Source organism: Streptosporangium sp. NPDC049046, from assembly GCF_040649155.1.
Classification (GTDB): Bacteria; Actinomycetota; Actinomycetes; order Streptosporangiales; family Streptosporangiaceae; genus Streptosporangium.
Map to the genome: position 1 here is coordinate 49,457 of NZ_JBEZEZ010000008.1, position 16,397 is coordinate 65,853.

Here is a 16,397-nt window from a genome sequence, read left to right on the forward strand (position 1 = left end):
ATAGATCACTGGTGCGTGTTGTTCACCTAAAACTCACTAAACTTTGGCCCCTGGCGAAATGCCGCCCCCGGTTACACCGCCTCACACCGTCTCCGCACGAAAGGGTGCCATGCCCCGCGTGGTCCTGCTGGGCTCATCGCCCGGCCCCGATGCCGCTCCCGGCCAGGTGACGCCCGCCGCGTTGCCCCTGCCCGCGCTTCCCGGCTGCCCCACGGTGATCGGCAAGCTGCACGGCCAGCTCGCCTCACTCGACTCCGAGCCGGTGACCATCGTCCGCTCGGGCGACGCCGCCGCCCACCGGGGCTTCCCCGGCAGCCTTGTCGAGACCTCCGACCTCGCCGGTGACCTGCGCGCCGTGGCCGACGCGGTCGAAAACGCCACCGAGAACCTGCTTCTCCTTCCGGCCAACTCGCTGATCCACGACGAGCTGATCTACCAGATCACCAAGTCGAAGCGCGGAGCCCTCGCGCTGATCGCCAAGGAGCCGCGCGAGGAGGACGAGAACGGCGACGTCGTCGTCCCGGACGTCCCGATCGAGGAGGCGCTGCCGGAGATCGGCGCGCGGACGCTGGAGGGCCTGCCCGTCAGGGTGCGCGCCCGCAGGTCCCGGGTCATCTCGGTGGGCTCGGCCTTCCACGGGGTGACCAGGCCCAACTCGGTCCTGCTCGGCCCGCTGCACCTGCACCACAAGCACGCGCCCGTCCTGGCGGAGGCCGCCCGCGAGCTGGCCGACATGGCCCACCTGCTGGGGCCCGAGGACGACCTGGTCCAGCTGCTGGTGCTGGGGCTGGTGCGCAAGGGCGTCTCCGTCGGCATCCGCGGCCGCCGGGACCTGTTCTTCCGCCGGGTCTCCACTCCCGAGCAGGCCGCGGAGGCGCTGGCCGAGATGTCCACGTTCAACGAGGACAGGGCGCGGCTGGACAACGCGGTGAAGGGCGCCGACGGCTTCTTCACCACGTACTTCGTCAGCACCTACTCCCGGTTCATCGCCCGATGGGCGGCGAGGCGGGGGCTCACCCCCAACCAGGTCACGTTGATCTCCATCGCGCTGGGCGTGGCGGCGGCGCTGTGCTTCGCCACCGGTGAGCGGGCCGGGATGGTCGCGGGCGGGGTGCTGATCTACTTCGCGTTCGTGTTCGACTGCGTGGACGGCCAGGTCGCACGATACGCCCGTAAGTTCGGCGTGCTCGGGGCGTGGCTGGACGCCACGTTCGACCGGTTCAAGGAATACGTGGTCTTCGCGGGCCTGGCGGTCGGCGCGGCGGTCTCCGGGGTGGGCGACGTCTGGACGCTCGCGCTGATCGCGCTCGGCGTGCAGTCCATCAGGCACCTCCTCGACTTCTCCTACGGCGCGGCGAACCGGCGCAAGCCCCCGTCGCCGCTGCCGTCGGTCCCGCTCACGGTGAGCGCCGACACCGGGCTGCGCCAGGCGCTGGAGGAGCGCAAGAACGCGGTGACCGGCGGGATCCGCAGCCTGCTGAAGATGTGGGGCAGGGCCGGCAGATACCGCGCCGTGCACTGGGCCCGCAAGATGATCGTGTTCCCCATCGGCGAGCGTTTCGCCGCCATCGCGATCGTCAGCGCCCTGTTCGACGCCAGGATCACCTTCCTCACCCTGATCATCTGGGGCGGCATCGGTGCCGCCTACTCGCTCACCGGACGCCTGATGAGGTCTCTCGCATGATCACCCAGCCGCAGACCACCCCCGTTCCGGATCCATACGAGGAGCGGTTGCGCGTGCAGACCGCGCGGCTGCTCGCCTACCGCGACGACGGCCCGCTGGTGACGCTGCTCCGCGACAAGGTGGGGCCGGGGCTGCCCCCGGTTCCCGCCACGCTCGCCGCGCTGCTGGCGATCATCGCGATGGCCGTGACCGGGATACTGGTGGAGGGGCCGATCCTGCTCGTCCCGGCACTGGTCATGATCGTCCTGGTGCTGCCCACCGCGGCCCGCGACCATCTCGGCAAGCTCGACTGGCTCGCGCCGCCGCTGATCCGGGGGACCGAGTTCCTCACGATCATCCTCGTCGGCCTCGCGGTCGACGCGCCCAAGTGGCTGCTCTACGTGCTGATCTACGTGATCGGCTACCACACCTACGACACGGTGTACCGGACGCGGCAGAGCATCTGGCCCGCCCCCTGGGTGTTCAGGGCGGGGCTCGGCTGGGAGCTCCGGCTGCTGATCATCAGCGTCGGCGCCGTGCTGGGCGTGATGACGTGGGTGCTGGCCGCGCTCACGCTCTATCTCGGTGTGTTGTTCGCGGTGGAGAGCGTGACGAGCTGGGTCGGCCTGGACAAGCAGACGGCGAACGCCGCGCAGGCGAGCGACGACCTGGAGACCTCCCCCGAGGAGGCCCAGGAGCAGGCCACCGGCGAGGCCGACCAGACCTGAGCTGCTCCGGCCCGGTCCGACCGGACCTGATCAAGATCGATCAGGGCTGATCAGGACTGATCGGGGCTGCACGAACGGCGAACGCCGCCGGACGGATGATCCGTCCGGCGGCGTTCGTGTCTTCCGGGCGCGGGCCACCGGCGCCCGTCGCGAACCCGCGCCCGTCCGAAGCGGTATACAGGTCTTCGTGGAACTGGACAGGCTGGATCGCGACATCATCGGGGCGCTCGTCGAGGACGCCCGCGCCACGTACGCGGAGATCGGGCAGCGGGTCGGCCTGTCGGCGTCGGCGGTGAAACGCCGGGTGGACCGGCTGCGCGAGACCGGCGCCATCACCGGGTTCACCGCCCGGGTGGAGCCCGCGGCGCTCGGCTGGACCACCGAGGCCTACGTGGAGTTGTTCTGCGCGGGCAAGACCTCGCCGTCGGAGATCGGGGTGGCCATCGGCCGCCATCCGGAGGTGGTCTCGGCGTGCACCATCACCGGTGAGGCCGACGCGCTGCTGCACATCAGGGCCACCGACGTGCGGCACGTGGAGAGGGTGATCGAGCGGATCGCCTCCGAGTCGTTCGTGGTGCGGACCAAGAGCTCCATCGTGCTCTCCCGGCTGATCGAGGCACCCCTGGTGACCTCGCGCAGCGAGCCCTTCATCGCCCCGCACAACGAATCGACGTTTCTGACCTGAAGCACGCGGGAAACCCGCGCCGACGCGCAAAAGCAGGCTCTTGGCCTGCGAGAACGCGCTTCCTAGGCTGATGACGCCGCCATCGGGACCGTGATGGGCGGCTGTCACCACGACCTTTCACACGCGGGGGTTATCCATGACCAGGCACTACCTCATGTGTCGGCCCGACCACTTCGCGGTCGAGTACGCGATCAACCCGTGGATGCACCCCGAGGCCGGGGCCGACCGCGAGGTGGCGATCCGTCAGTGGGAGGCGCTCAAGAGCGTCTACGAGGAGCTCGGGCACCGCGTCAGCCTCATCGACCCGGTGGAGGGCCTGCCGGACATGGTCTTCGCCGCCAACGGCGCGCTGGTCGTGGACGGCCGCGTGTACGGTGCGCGGTTCACCCACCCGCAGCGCGCGGCCGAGGGACCCGCGTACCTGCGCTGGTTCGTCGACAACGGCTACCGGCGGGTCCGTGAGGCGGCCTTCACCAACGAGGGCGAGGGGGACTTCCTCACGCTCGACCACCTGGTGCTGGCCGGGACCGGGTTCCGTACCGACATCACCGCGCACAAGGAGGCCCAGGAGTTCCTCGGTCGCCCGGTGGTGACGCTGCAGCTGGTGGACCCCCGCTTCTACCACCTGGACACCGCACTCTTCCCGCTTAACGGACATAACGTGGCATACTTCCCGGAGGCTTTCTCTCCTGGAAGCCAGGAGGTGCTCCGCACCCTCTTCCCCGAGGCCGTCATCGCGAACGAGGACGACGCGGCCGTGCTGGGCCTCAACGCCGTCAGCGACGGCGTCAACGTGGTGATCAACGCCGAGGCCTCCGACCTGCAGCTCGAACTCAAGCGCCGGGGCTTCGAGGTCATCGCGGTGGACCTGTCGGAGCTTCGCAAGGCGGGTGGCGGCCCCAAGTGCTGCACGCTGGAGATCCGGGGACAGGGCGGGGCATGACAACCACAGACCAGACGTACCGGGCGGACCGGACATATCGGGGAGGGGCGGATCATCGGATGACCGGCACCGACGAGTTCATCGAGCTGAGTGAGCGCCGCAGCGCGCACAACTACCACCCCCTGCCCATCGTGATCCACGAGGCGCGGGGCGCCTGGGTCGTCGACGTGGAGGGCAGGCGGTTCCTCGACTGCCTGTCCGGCTACTCCTCCCTGAACTTCGGGCACGGCAACCCGAAGATCATCGCAGCGGCGCAGGAGCAGCTGTCGCGGCTCACCCTGACCAGCCGCGCCTTCTTCCACGACCAGTTCGCCTCCTTCGCCGCCGGGCTGGGCGACCTCACCGGCAAGGACATGGTCCTGCCGATGAACACCGGCGCCGAGGCCGTGGAGACCGCGATCAAGGTGGCCCGCAAGTGGGGCTACGAGGTCAAGGGCGTGGCCGCCGAGCAGGCCAACATCATCGTGATGGAGGACAACTTCCACGGCCGGACCACCACGATCGTCGGTTTCTCCACCGACCCCGACGCCCGGGGCGGCTTCGGCCCCTACCCCCCCGGCTTCAGGATCGTGAAGTACGGCTCCGTCGAGGCGATCCGCGAGGCCGTCGACGCCAACACGGTCGCGGTGCTGCTCGAGCCCATCCAGGGTGAGGCCGGGGTGCTGGTACCGCCGGACGGCTACCTCACCCAGGTCCGTGAGCTGTGCACCGCGGAGAACATCCTGATGATCGCCGACGAGATCCAGTCGGGTCTCGGCCGTACCGGCGAGACCTTCGCCTGCGACCACGAGGGCGTCGTCCCCGACATCTACGTGCTGGGCAAGGCCCTGGGCGGCGGCGTCGTCCCGGTCTCGGCGATCACCGCGAACGAGGACGTGCTCGGTGTGATCAGGCCGGGGCAGCACGGCTCCACCTTCGGTGGCAACCCGCTCGCCTGCGCGGTCGCGAACGCGGTCATCGAGATGCTCGGCACCGGCGAGTACCAGGCGCGGGCCAGGGAGCTCGGCGAGGTCATGCACGAGAGGCTGCGCGGGCTGATCGGCCACGGCGTGGTCACCGTGCGCGGGCGCGGCCTGTGGGCGGGGGTCGACATCGACCCGTCGCTGGCGAGCGGGCGTGAGGTCTCCAAGGCGCTCATGGCCCACGGCGTGCTGGCCAAGGACACCCACGGCTCGACCATCCGCCTCGCCCCGCCGATCGTCGTCTCCGAGGAGGACCTCCTCTGGGCGGTCGACCAGCTCGGCGCGGCCCTCGCCGAACTGGCGAAGTGAACCACCCCGGCCGAGCCCGGGCATGACGGAGCCGGTGCGGCTCTCCCGTCCAGGACGGGAGAGCCGCACCGGCTCCTCACGTTTCCGTCTCCCGGTCCCCGAGCGGCGGGGACCGGAAGGCAACTCCTAGGTGGTCCAGCCGTCGCGGGTGGTCAGGCCCAGCCGTCTGCGCCGTTCCTCCTCCGCCACCAGCCAGGCCGGCCTCGCCTTGGCCGGAGGCCGGTAGAGCCGCTTGACGGCGATCCCGCCGAAGACGAAGGACCCGAGAAAGCCGAGCCCGACGAGCGCGTCGAGGATCTCCTGCCCGGACACCCAGGTGTAGGCCAGCAGCACCGCCCAGAGGGAGAACATGATCGCCCCCGGGACCTGGGCGAAGGGCAGGTTGCGCCACTCCTTCGGCTTGGCCTCGTCGAAGTAGCGCTCGGCCCACACGCTCTGCGCGTCCGCTCCACGGAACCGGCGATGGTTGACGAACCCGAGGACCGCCATGAGGGCGGTGGCGAGCACCGCCCACACCGGCGCGTGCGGGTACCCCGTCAGCACGGCTGTCTCATCCAAAGAGCTTGTTCCATCCCTTCTTGATCCCGGAACCGATGGACTTGGCGGTGTTCACCACCGGATCTCGCGCCTTGTCGTAGGCGGCGATGGCGGTGTCACCGACGACTCCGCCGACCATACCTCCGATGTAGGCGCCGGCCGCACCGCAGACCGCCGCGAGGACCACTCCGGGGCTGCACGCCGCGGCCCCGATGGTGGCACCCGCGTAGGCGCCGCCGGCCACCGCGGCGCCGCGGATACCGGCTCGCAGGGCTTTCTCGCCCTTGTTGATGTCCTTTCCCTTGTCGGAGTTCCACTGGGTCAGCGCGCCGTCGGCGAAGGTGGTCACCAGTCCGAACCGGCCCAGGAACTTCCCTGCCTTGGCCAGGCGTCCGCCCCACTTGATGCCGCGCGCCTCGACCCTGACCGACTTGGCGTCGTACCACTTGCGCAGCCCGTTCCAGAACCAGCTGGACTTCCAGTTTCCCTGCGGGTAGCTCGCCGCCTTGAGGGCGTAGATGCCACCCATCACCCGCCCCTTCTCGGCGACGTTGGTTCCCCAGGTGTTGAGCATGTCGGACGGGCCGCCGAAGCCGTAGGCGAGCCAGCCGAGCGCGGTGAACTTGCGGGGATCGACGCTGCTGAGGGTGTTGGTCTTGACGGTTTTGCCGTAGGAGGTGCTCACGCCGCCGCTCGGCGCCGGGCGGTGCGGCGCACCGCCACCACCACCGCCACCGCCACCGTTGCCGCCGCCGCCCTTGTGGCCGCCACCGCCGCCGTTGAGCAGCGCCGCCAGCGCCCGGATGATCGCCAGCAGGGCGGCGATCCAGCTTCCCCAGAACTTGCCGTCCGGGTCGGTGAAGGTGACCGGGTTGTTGTTCGCGTAGGCGTACCCGTTCATCTGCTGGGGGTCCTGCGGGTCGATGATCGGGTCGACGCTGATGAAGCGGCCGGTCGCCGGGTCGTACTCGCGGGCGCCCAGATGGGTCAGGCCGGTGGAGGAGTCGACGGTGCCGCCGACGAACCCCTTCTCCGAGGGCCATGACCCCGGCGGTGCCCCCCGAAGCTGGCCGAAGGGCTTGAAGCGGCGCTGGGAGACCGCCTGGGTCGCGGCGTTGACCGCGAGCTCACCGGTGCCGTTGTGGTCGTTGGCGACGAAGGTCACCCCCGCCGTGGTCCTGACCGCGACCGCGACCGTGTCGTGGACGTAGTACCTGGTCGCGGCGACCTTCGCGGTCGCGGTGTCCAGCCGGAGCTCCATGCCCGGCAGGTACAGGGTCGTGGCGGTCGGCTCCCTGCGGATCAGCCGGTTGCCGTCGGCGTCGTAGAGATAGGAGGTGACCTTGGCCCCGTCGGTGACCTTGCTCAGCCGTCCCTCGACGTCCCAGTCCAGCTTCTGGTCGACGGCGCCGATCTTACGGCTGGTCGTGTTGCCGGTGGCGTCGTAGCCGTAGCTCTCCACGCGAGCACCCGCGGCCCCGGTCTGGGTCACCGAGGCCAGCGCGTGCGGCTGCGGGGACCCCGCGGCCGGGTAGCCGTAGACACGCTGGGTGTCGGCGGCCCCGCCGACGCCGTGCTCGACCTCCTTCGTCCTGTTGCCCGTCGCGTCGTAGCCGAACGACTGCCAGTACGGTGCCACCCCTCCGACGAGGTTCGCCGCGGGCGTGGTGGCGCAGCTCTGGGTGCCCTGCGTCCACGCCTCGGTCATCCTGCGCAGGTGGTCGTAGGAGAAGCACTGGGTGTCCGTGCCGGACCGGGAGACGTCGGAGACCGCGGTGACGTTGCCCGCCGCGTCGTAGGTGTAGGTGGCGTGGCGGTCCACACCGGCGACGTCCTCACGGTCGACCCGCGCCGACTTCAGCCGCTGTGTGCCGTACTCGTAGGAGTTGGTGAGCCAGACCTTCTTGCCTCCGGTGGAGAGCTCGTACTGCTCGGGTTTGCCGGTGAGGCTGTGGATCGACCTGGTCACGTAGGAGGTGAGACCGGAGGTGGCCGTGGGCCGCCGCAGCTCGTCGTAGGAGTAGACGACGGTCTCGGCCGCCAGGCCCCCCGAGGCGGGGAAGGTGGCGGACTGCACCGTGCCGTCCAGCTTGTAGCGGGTGTCGAACTGGTAGCTGCCCCCCAGCTCCTTCTCGGTCTCCGGGACGGTGATGGTGGTCCGGATCGCCCGGTCCAGGTTGTCGTAGGCGTTGACGGTCGTCGTGTACGCCTGGCCGCCCGCGTTCCTGGTGGAGCTGGAGAGCTGCCCCTTGCGGACCGTGTCGTAGGTCCACGCCGTCAGGACGTTGCCGGTCGCGGACCCCTCGCGGACCTCGGTCTTGCGGCCGAGCGCGTCATAGGTGGTGAACAGCTTGGCGCCCCTGGCGTCCTCGGTGGAGGTCACCCGGTCCAGGTCGTCGTAGGCGGACCTGGTCGTGCCCTTGTCCGGGTCGTCCACCCGGATCTCCCTGCCGCGCAGGTCGTAGTGGTGGGTCCAGGTGTTGCCCGCCGCGTCCTCGACCGTGGCGAGCTTGCCCAGCGGGGTGTAGGTGTAGCGGGTCCGGTCGAAGTCGCCGGTCGGCGAGTCCCCCCGATACTGGCGCAGCTCGACGATGTGGTCGCGCGCGTCGGTGAAGGTGGTGACCGGCGTGTCCCCGGTCGGCGGGTCGACCGTGACCCGGCCTCCCGCGTACGAGGTGATCGTGCGCCACTTCTCCTGGGTCTCGCCGTTGCCGACGAGGAACCGCTCGACGGTCACCCGATTGCGGCCGTCGAACTCGAAGACCTTCTGCGACTCGACGTTGCCGTCGAAGGCCCCGAAAAGGGTGGTCGAGGGCGCCCCGGTCGAGTAGTACTGCCCGTACTCGCGCGCGACGTTGCCCCGGGAGTCGTAGAGCTTGTCGGAGATCAGCCGCCCGCCGTCCGGCCCCGGGTCCTGGGTCTGACGCAGCCGCAGCCTGCCGTCGTACAGCTCGTAGGTGGGCTCGGTCTGGCCGCCCTCGGCGGTCAGCCGTTTCGTGCCGATCGCGATGATCTGACCGTCGGAAACCCGGTAGCTGAACTCCAGGTTCGGTGTCTGCTTGGCCGCCTTGGAGCGGTCTGCCATCCACACCTTGAGCAGGCGGCCCAGCGCGTCGTACTCCAGGTCGGTCCGCTTGCCTCCGGCGTCCACCTTGACCGTCTCGAAGCCGAAGGCCGGGTCGAGTTCCTCGCTCGTGACGTGGGCCGTACCGGGGTCGCCGGGGGTGACCGGTGGCCCGGTGGTCTTCACCAGCGTGGCCAGGCCCGCGGTGTCGGTGTAGGCGACGGTGGTGACGTTGCCCACGGCGTCCTTGGTGGTGAGCTCACGGCCGTAGGAGTCGTAGGTGGAGATCTCGGTGGGAACGTACGTCGCGGCGGTGCCGTTGTGGCTCGCTATCTTCTCGACCCTGGTGACCTCTCCCCTGTCCGGCGCCGCGCCGAAGGCTTTGCCGTCGTAGAAGGAGCGCCCGTCCTCGATCACGTGTTTGGACCGGTCGGGCGTGACCGAGCAGGCCACCGAGAGGCTCTCCACCCGCGAGGGGAACTTCAGCATCCAGGCGGTCTTGTCCTGCGCGTACGTGGTCCTGACGCACCGGTCGTCGGCCGCCGTGGCCAGGTCGCCCTTGTCGTCGACCTGGGTGGCGAGACCCGTGTCGGGGTCGTAGGAGGTCACGATCTCGGTCTCCCGCCACTTCCCTCCGTCCATCGCGGTCCAGGTGTGGCTCTTGGCGACGTCCGTCAGGTTCGCGGTGACCGTCCCCCAGCTCCTGGTGCGGCTGGCGGTCTGCCGGCGCCACGGCGTGTTGACCGTCTTGACGGCCACCGCGCCGCCGACCCCCTCGTACTCCGTCCGCTTCAGCTCGAAACCCTGCAGCGCCTCGTGGTCGACGTGCGTTCCGCCCTCGCCGTCGGCGACGGAGACCTTCTTGGTGCCGCCGTCGGCGTCGAGCCGGTCACCGTCCATGCCCCGCAGGAACAGGCGCTCGCTCTGGGAGCGCAGGTCGTTCCAGCCTCCCGTCTTGATCCGCACCCGGCCGTAACCGCGCCACTGCGACCAGGTCTTGTACTTCTCCTTGGTCATGCCGTCGTCGTCGTCGTAGTGCCAGGCGGCGCCGTCGAGGTATTCGTAGGTGGTGAGCATGTCCGGCGCCTTGCCGGTCCTGTCGCTCTGCACGACCTGGGTGACCACGTACTTGTGGAACCAGTCCCGGATCGGGTCGGCGTAACCGGCCGGTGTCCACTTGACCGGGAAGCAGCGCCGGGTGTTGGTCTCCGGCGTCGGCAGCGAGGACAGCGTGCAGTCGGCGTCGGAGTAGTTGACGTCGATCTGGCCACCGGACTCGTCGTAGATCGCCCCGACCCTGTACTTGACGAACGGCGCGATGTCGTCGCCCAGTTTGTCGACCCGGTTCGGCAACTGGACGTGGTTGAACGTCACCGGGGGCAGCGTGACGGCCGGGGACGCCGCATGACCGGTGTGCTGGATCGACTTGACCAGCAGGGCCCGGTCGATGTCGGCGTCGCCCCAGAGGTGGTCCAGCTTCCAGGAGTCGACGTCCCGGTAGGCTCCGTCCGCCTTCAGCACCTGGGTGGTGACCTTGGTCAGCCGCTTGCGTGACCAGAAGGTGGGCGCCAGTGTGCCCTTGGTGCCCTTGCACTCGGTGCCCGCGGCGCAGTTCAGGTCCCAGGGCACGTCCGGCCACCTGGTCGGATGGTCACCGATCTTGTCCTCCGCGCAGTCGGCGGCGGTCGCCGACAGGCAGCGCTCCGAGAGGCCGAAGACCACCCTGGCCGACGGCTTCGCCGAGAACAGGGTGGCGGCGCGCTGGCCGTAGTCGATCCGGTCCAGCCAGCCGCCCCGCACGTAGGGGGTGTCGTCGGCGGGCTTGAGGTTGCGGCCGTAGCGGTTGCCCTCCTGCGTGTAGAAGTAGGAGATGGCGTTGCCCCGTGGGTCCACGACGTAGTCGAGGTTCCACCGGTAGGCCTGCTGGCACCAGGAGGTGGCGAACGTGGAACCGTGACAGGGCTCGTCGGCGTCGTCGCCGAAGACCGGGTGGGTCCACGTCGACTTCGTCTCCTCCTTGCCGGTGCTCCAGCCGGGCAGGCGGTTCATGCCGAAGAAGTACTGCACGCCCTCGGTGGTGGTCAGCTTCCAGTACTCGCCGTCGTTGTCGCCGTTGGCCTTCCCGGTGTCCTTGACCCGCTCGATACGCGTGCCGTCGTCGTTCTTCATCCGCCAGGTGCCGTCCGCGGCCTGGACCAGCTCGCCGCCCTTGCCGTTCCAGCTGAGCGTGGCGTTGTCGTAGGCCCAGCACTGGTCGCCCGGCGGGGTGCCCCACTGGTCCTTGGGAGCCCCGTCGTCGGCACACGGCTTGTAGCCACGCTGGATGTAGCCGGGCCAGTAGTCGAATCCCTCTCCCACCCAGGACGGCTGGTTGTTGGTGTTGGACGTGCGGCCGTCCATCGCACCCGAGGAGTAGCCGATCTCCACCTTGGGCGCGAGCTCACCGGGGACGGGCGGCACCCGCATCGGGTACGACCAGGCGAAGTCGCCCGACTGCTCGGAGACCGCCCAGGTCGACGAGGCCGACAGCGCCGTCGCCTTGTAGTCGCCCTTCTCACTGGACTCCCCCGCCACCGCGGCGAGCACCGTCGCCTGCGGTGCGGCCGTCACCTCGGCCGACAGCGTTCTCGCCTCGGTGTCGTTGCGCGAGGGGATCTCGGTGCCGGTACGGCACTGCGGCGCGTCAGGGGTGGTCAGCGCGCAGGCCGGCAGCCGGACCAGGCGCAGCCGGCTGCCGTAGGACCCGCCGAAACCTCCGGCGAACCCGGAGTAGTCCAGCTCGACACCGACCTGGCCGGTCCCGGGACCGCCCACGGTCAGCACGACCCCGTCCACGCCGGCCCGCCGGGCCGCCGCCCGTTCCAGGACCTGGACCTTCACCTCCTCCACGGGGGGCGCCGCCCCCCTGGCCCGCGACTGGGGAGCTCGTACCCGGACCGGCAGCTTCCCGGCGCGGACCGCCTCCCCACTCGCCGGTACCTTCGCCTCGGTCACTCCCGGCTCCGGCCAGCCCGCCGGGGCCGGGTCTGGCTCGGCGGCCGCGGGGTCGGGCTTGCGCGGCCTCACCGTCTCCGCCCTGCCGGGCACCACGCGCTCGGCGCTCTCGACCTCGGGACGCTCTCCGTCCGGCCCGGCCCCGGCGTGCGCCGGTGGCGCCACCAGCAGGCCCGCGGCGGTGACCAGTGCCGTGAACACGGCCAGCCAACGCCGGGTACCCGATTCGTATAACCCCTTCATGAAAATCCTCCGCACAGGCGCAGGCCACCGGCCGCCGTACGCGGCGGCCGGGGCACCTCGGGAAATGGGGATGGGAAGGGGATCGCGGGCCGTGGCCCGCGATCCCGTTCCTCAGGTCAGGGGCCGGTCTCGGTGTCGAGCTCGTTGCCCGCGGCCAGCATCTGGATCTGCTCCTGTGTGGCGACTCCCTGGAAGGCCCACACGTCGTCGATCACGCCGGGCCAGTACTCGCCCCAGGCGCCGTCGCCCTTGGTCCGGCCGAGCTGCAATCCCTTCGTGGCGTTGAAGCCCAGCACGTTGAACCGCCACGACACCTGCTCCTCGGTCTGTTCCAGCTCCCCGTTCACGTAGAGCCGCATCTCGTCCTGGAGCGCGTCGTAGGCGATCGCCACGTGGTCCCACTCGAAGCCCGACTGGAAGGCCGAGTGCTCCGAGGTGGGGCGGGTGGCTCCGGTGGCGTCGGAGTCCGGCATCTCGATCTGGTAGCCGCCCGCGTTGACCGGATCCGCCGGGTCCGGCCGGTAGCGGAGGGTGAAGGCGCTGTTGACCGCGCCCTCCTGGCTGAAAACCGTCGCCGGCCGGCCGGGACGGCCCGCACTGGTCACCCAGCCGGCGACGGTGAAGCTGTCGTCCGTGCGCACCACGGGACCGGCGCTGGCCGCGTAGTCGCCGTCACCGTCCAGGACCAGCGCGCCGGGCGGGGTGCCGACCCAGCCTGCGCCCTGGTCGATGCGGGCGTTGCCGTACAGGGTGACGTGCCGGCCCGCGGTGCCGTCGTCGGCCGCGATGGTCAGCGGGGATCCCGAGGCCAGCGTGGCGATCTCGGAGTCGGTGACGACCTGGTCGAAGATCCGCAGGTCGTCGATCTCGCCGGGGAAGAACGACCCGGCCGCGCCGTCGTAGGAACCCGCGCCCAGCTGCACGGGTCCGGTGGCGTTCCACGGCGTGGTGAACGCCGTGGTCGAGGCCAGCTTGCCGTTGACGTAGAGCCTGATCTGCTTGGCCGCCGCGTCGTAGGTCCCGGTCAGATGCGTCCACACCCCGCCCTGCGGCACCGAGGTGGACTGCGCCCGGATGATCGTGGCGGAGGCGTTGTTCGCGCTGAAACGGTTGAAGATCCACCGGTCGTAGGAGGAGGAGTAGTACAGCTCGAACGCCGGTTTCACCGACGCGGTCTGGGTGGCGATGATCCCCGCGTGGGTGGGTTTGGTGGCGGGGAGCCTCGCCCACGCCGACACCGAGAAGCTCTTGGTGGTGTCGAGCACGGCCCCGGTGGTCTTCAGGTACCCGTTCGTGCCGTTGAGGGTGACGGCCTTGCCGGACTTCCCGGTCGTCCCGAAGGTGACGGTGCCGACCTTGCTCGCCGGGTGGACGCCGCCCACCTCCTCGGCGCGGGTCGCGCCCGCCGCCTCGTCCAGCTTCCAGTACGCCTTGCTCGCCCGGACCGCCGAGGCCGAGTCGTTCAGCTTCCAGCGGGCGTTCACCACCGGGTGCTGGCTGAAGAGGTTGCCGACCTCCTCCGCGGTGACGATCCGGTCGAAGATCCGCAGGTCGTCGATCTCACCGGGGAAGAACGCGTCCGGGACCGTGCTGTACAGGCTCGCGCCGAGTTGTACCGGTCCGGTGGCGTTCCACGGCGTGGTGAACGCGGTGGTCGAGGCGAGCTTGCCGTTGACGTAGAGCCTGATGTGCTTGGCGACCGAGTCGTACACGCCGACCAGGTGCGCCCACTCCCCGCCCTGCGGCGCGGTGGCCCCTATCGCCCGCACGATCGTGGCGCTCGTGCTGTCGGTGCTGAACCTGTTGAAGATCCACCGGTCGTAGGAGGAGGAGTAGTACAGCTCGAAGCCCGGTCGAGCCGTGCCCGCCTGGGTGGCGATCACTCCGGCGTGGGTGGGTTTGACCTCGGGGAGCCTCGCCCACGCCGACACCGAGAAACTCGTGGTGGTGTTCACCACCGGGGCCGTCGTCCTGGCGTACCCGGTGGAGCCGTTGAACTGCGCGGCGCTCTTCGAGACGCCGTCCACCCCCAGCGTGACGCCGCCGGTGACGGTGGCGGGGAAGGTTCCCCCGACATCCGTGACCTGCGGGGAGTCGATGGGCTCGTCCAGCGGCCACTCCGCCTTCGCCGGCGCCCCGGTCTTGACCCTGAAGGCGTGACGGCCGATCTCGCTGACGTTGCCGGCCGCGTCGAAGGCCTGGACCGTGACGTAGTTCAGTCCCGCGTGCTCGGGCGCGATGTCGATCGTCACCGGCCCGCCGTTGGTGGCGGGCTTGCGCTCGTTGGCCTGCGTGGGGTTGCCGTTGATCCCGAACCAGTACTTGACGACGTCGGTGGAGGTGGAGGTGGCGGTGAAGCGTCCGTAGCGGCCCACCCCGTCGTACCACGGGTCCAGCTCGTCCTCGGGATCCGATTTGGGGTAGGCGGTCGAGGTCAGCGCGGGGGCGGCCGGCACGCTCTTGTCATAGGTGTAGTAGCAGCCGGTCGCGTCGCCCGCGTAGCTCCACGGACTGTACTGGTAGCCGTCCCAGGTGCGTACCGACCAGGCGATCGTCTTCTTCTCGGGGATCGTCGAGGGCATCTTGACCTGGAACGTCGATCCGGTGGTCTTGGGGCCGATCCTGCCGGAGGTCCACTTCGTCGCGCCGTCCCAGCTGGCCTGGAACTCGGCGTACACCTTCTTGGCGTCGGCGGAGTCGGAGTCGTGCAGCACCGCCGAGAGCGTCGGGGGCACCCGCACCGCCGGGGCCGGGGAGTAGACGCACTTGCCGCCCGGGTCCATCGTCAGGTTGGACATCTTCGGCTGCGGCGGTGGGGTGTTGTAGTTGACCCGGAGCCAGGCGTCGTCGGCGAACCGCTTCCACCCCTTCGGGTCGGTCTCGTACCCGGCCCTGAGTCCGAACGTGGTGGTCGACCACTTGCCCGCCGCGGCGTCCTTCACCGCCGCGGTCGCGTTGAACTCCACGTCGCCACCCGGGCAGTCGGAGGACCAGCCCTTCGCCACGTCCCGGGTGGCGAGGTGTTCGAGCCAGTTGTCCTTGGTGGAGTTCCAGGTCGAGCCCTCGACGAACCCCTTGGTCCGCCAGAGCTGCACGGTACGGCCGTCGCAGGAGTAGGACCAGGTCTCCTTGGCGACGAACTCCGCGGAGATGATGTGCTTGCCCGCGTAGGCGCTGGTGGGCATCCGGTAGAAGATGCGCTTCACGTCCGAGGGCGCGCACCTGGCGTCACCCGAGCAGTAGCCCATGCCGGAGTCGGCCTTGCCGCTGAACTTGTAGTACGACGTGCTCGGGTAGGTACGCGAGACATATCCCCAGGCGGACGCCTTGACCGTCTTCCACACCGGGTCGATGTAGACGGGGAACCGTGTGTCGGGGGCGGTCAGCAGCGTGGTCTCGGGGGTGAGGGTGAGCGAACCGTCCTCGACGGCGGTCCCGACATCGGCCACCTTCGAGGTCGGGGCGGGGCCCCTGGCGAGGTCCTCCTCCGGCTCGGCCGTCGTGCGCCTCGCCGTCTCAGCGGGCGCCGACTCTGCGGGCGTCTCTGCGGGCGCCGTCTCAGCAGGCGCCGTCTCAGCAGGCGTGCTCCCGGCCTGCGTGCCGGAATCCCACATGATCGCCGACGGGGCCTCGAAGACCGCGCCCCCTCCCTCGGTGTCGACGGCACGCAGTCGCCCGTCCGGCTCGGCGCGCACCGCCAGCTCGGTTTCGCCCAGGTCGAAGCCGAGCCGGGCGAGGGCTCCGTTCTCCGCCGCCTCCCTGGTCTTCACGACGAGCGTGTGCGCGAACCCGTCGGTGTCGGCCCGAACGACCAGGTCGATGTCCTTGAGCACCGAGCGGTAGACGGCCGAGTCGCCCTGCAGTTCCGGCTCCGGCAGCTTTTCCGGCCACTTCAGCGACATCTCCCGGCCGGCGCGCGCCATCCGCACCATGGGCTCGTCCCCTCCCCCGGAGAGGGTCAGGTCGACGGTGGAGGCCTTGGGCCCGATGGACCCGTCGGGCCTGCGGATCAGGGTGACGTCCGGCGCCACCCAGGAACTGTCCTGCCGGACCCTGACAGGGCGAAGGTGCTCCACCGCGGTGAAGGAACCGTCGGGATTGGCGAAGACCTCCCTGCTCTCACCTCGCTTGGCGAGGATTTCCGTACTGCGGCCCGTCTCGCGGGCGATCCTGCCGGCCTGCTCATCCGTCGGAGCCACCGGCTCCGCCGAGGAGGCGACGGCTCTCGGAGCCCCTCCATGAACGTCGATCGCAACTGTTGACCCCGTA

At 70.0% G+C, this 16,397-nt stretch carries 8 protein-coding genes; 5 read left to right on the forward strand and 3 right to left on the reverse strand.

Going from position 1 to position 16,397, the window contains the following annotated elements; genetic code table 11:
• Positions 1–109 precede the first annotated feature (109 nt).
• From AB0B96_RS13125 to rocD, 5 genes are all read left to right on the forward strand, one after another.
• Positions 110–1,684 (forward strand): CDP-alcohol phosphatidyltransferase family protein, encoded by a 1,575-nt coding sequence (locus AB0B96_RS13125; protein ID WP_362898375.1) that lies wholly within the window; start codon positions 110–112, stop codon positions 1,682–1,684.
• The gene (locus tag AB0B96_RS13130; RefSeq protein WP_362898378.1) at positions 1,681–2,391 is read left to right on the forward strand and encodes a DUF5941 domain-containing protein; all 711 of its coding nucleotides are present in this window, start codon (positions 1,681–1,683) and stop codon (positions 2,389–2,391) included. The genes AB0B96_RS13125 and AB0B96_RS13130 overlap by 4 nt, the downstream gene beginning before the upstream one ends.
• A gap of 187 nt (positions 2,392–2,578) precedes the next feature.
• The gene (locus AB0B96_RS13135) at positions 2,579–3,076 is read left to right on the forward strand and encodes an Lrp/AsnC family transcriptional regulator (protein ID WP_350944510.1); all 498 of its coding nucleotides are present in this window, start codon (positions 2,579–2,581) and stop codon (positions 3,074–3,076) included.
• 136 nt (positions 3,077–3,212) lie between these two features.
• Complete coding sequence (ddaH, locus tag AB0B96_RS13140; protein ID WP_350944511.1) at positions 3,213–4,019, forward strand: dimethylargininase; 807 nt, start codon at positions 3,213–3,215, stop codon at positions 4,017–4,019.
• Positions 4,020–4,078: 59 nt separating this feature from the next.
• A complete protein-coding gene (gene rocD / locus AB0B96_RS13145) occupies positions 4,079–5,290 on the forward strand; it encodes an ornithine--oxo-acid transaminase (RefSeq protein WP_362898381.1) in 1,212 nt (403 codons plus the stop codon).
• Between the two features lie 126 nt (positions 5,291–5,416).
• On the opposite strand, the gene AB0B96_RS13150 is transcribed toward rocD, so the two are convergent.
• From AB0B96_RS13150 to AB0B96_RS13160, 3 genes are all read right to left on the reverse strand, one after another.
• Complete coding sequence (locus AB0B96_RS13150) at positions 5,417–5,848, reverse strand: hypothetical protein (protein WP_350944513.1); 432 nt, start codon at positions 5,846–5,848, stop codon at positions 5,417–5,419.
• Entirely contained in the window at positions 5,841–12,128 is a 6,288-nt protein-coding gene (locus tag AB0B96_RS13155) for an RHS repeat-associated core domain-containing protein (RefSeq protein WP_362898383.1), read from the reverse strand. Before AB0B96_RS13155 ends, AB0B96_RS13150 begins: the two co-directional genes overlap by 8 nt.
• Positions 12,129–12,244: 116 nt before the next feature.
• Positions 12,245–16,327, reverse strand: coding sequence for a LamG-like jellyroll fold domain-containing protein (locus tag AB0B96_RS13160; RefSeq protein ID WP_362898385.1), 4,083 nt, complete (start codon positions 16,325–16,327; stop codon positions 12,245–12,247).
• Between the last annotated feature and the right edge of the window lie 70 nt (positions 16,328–16,397).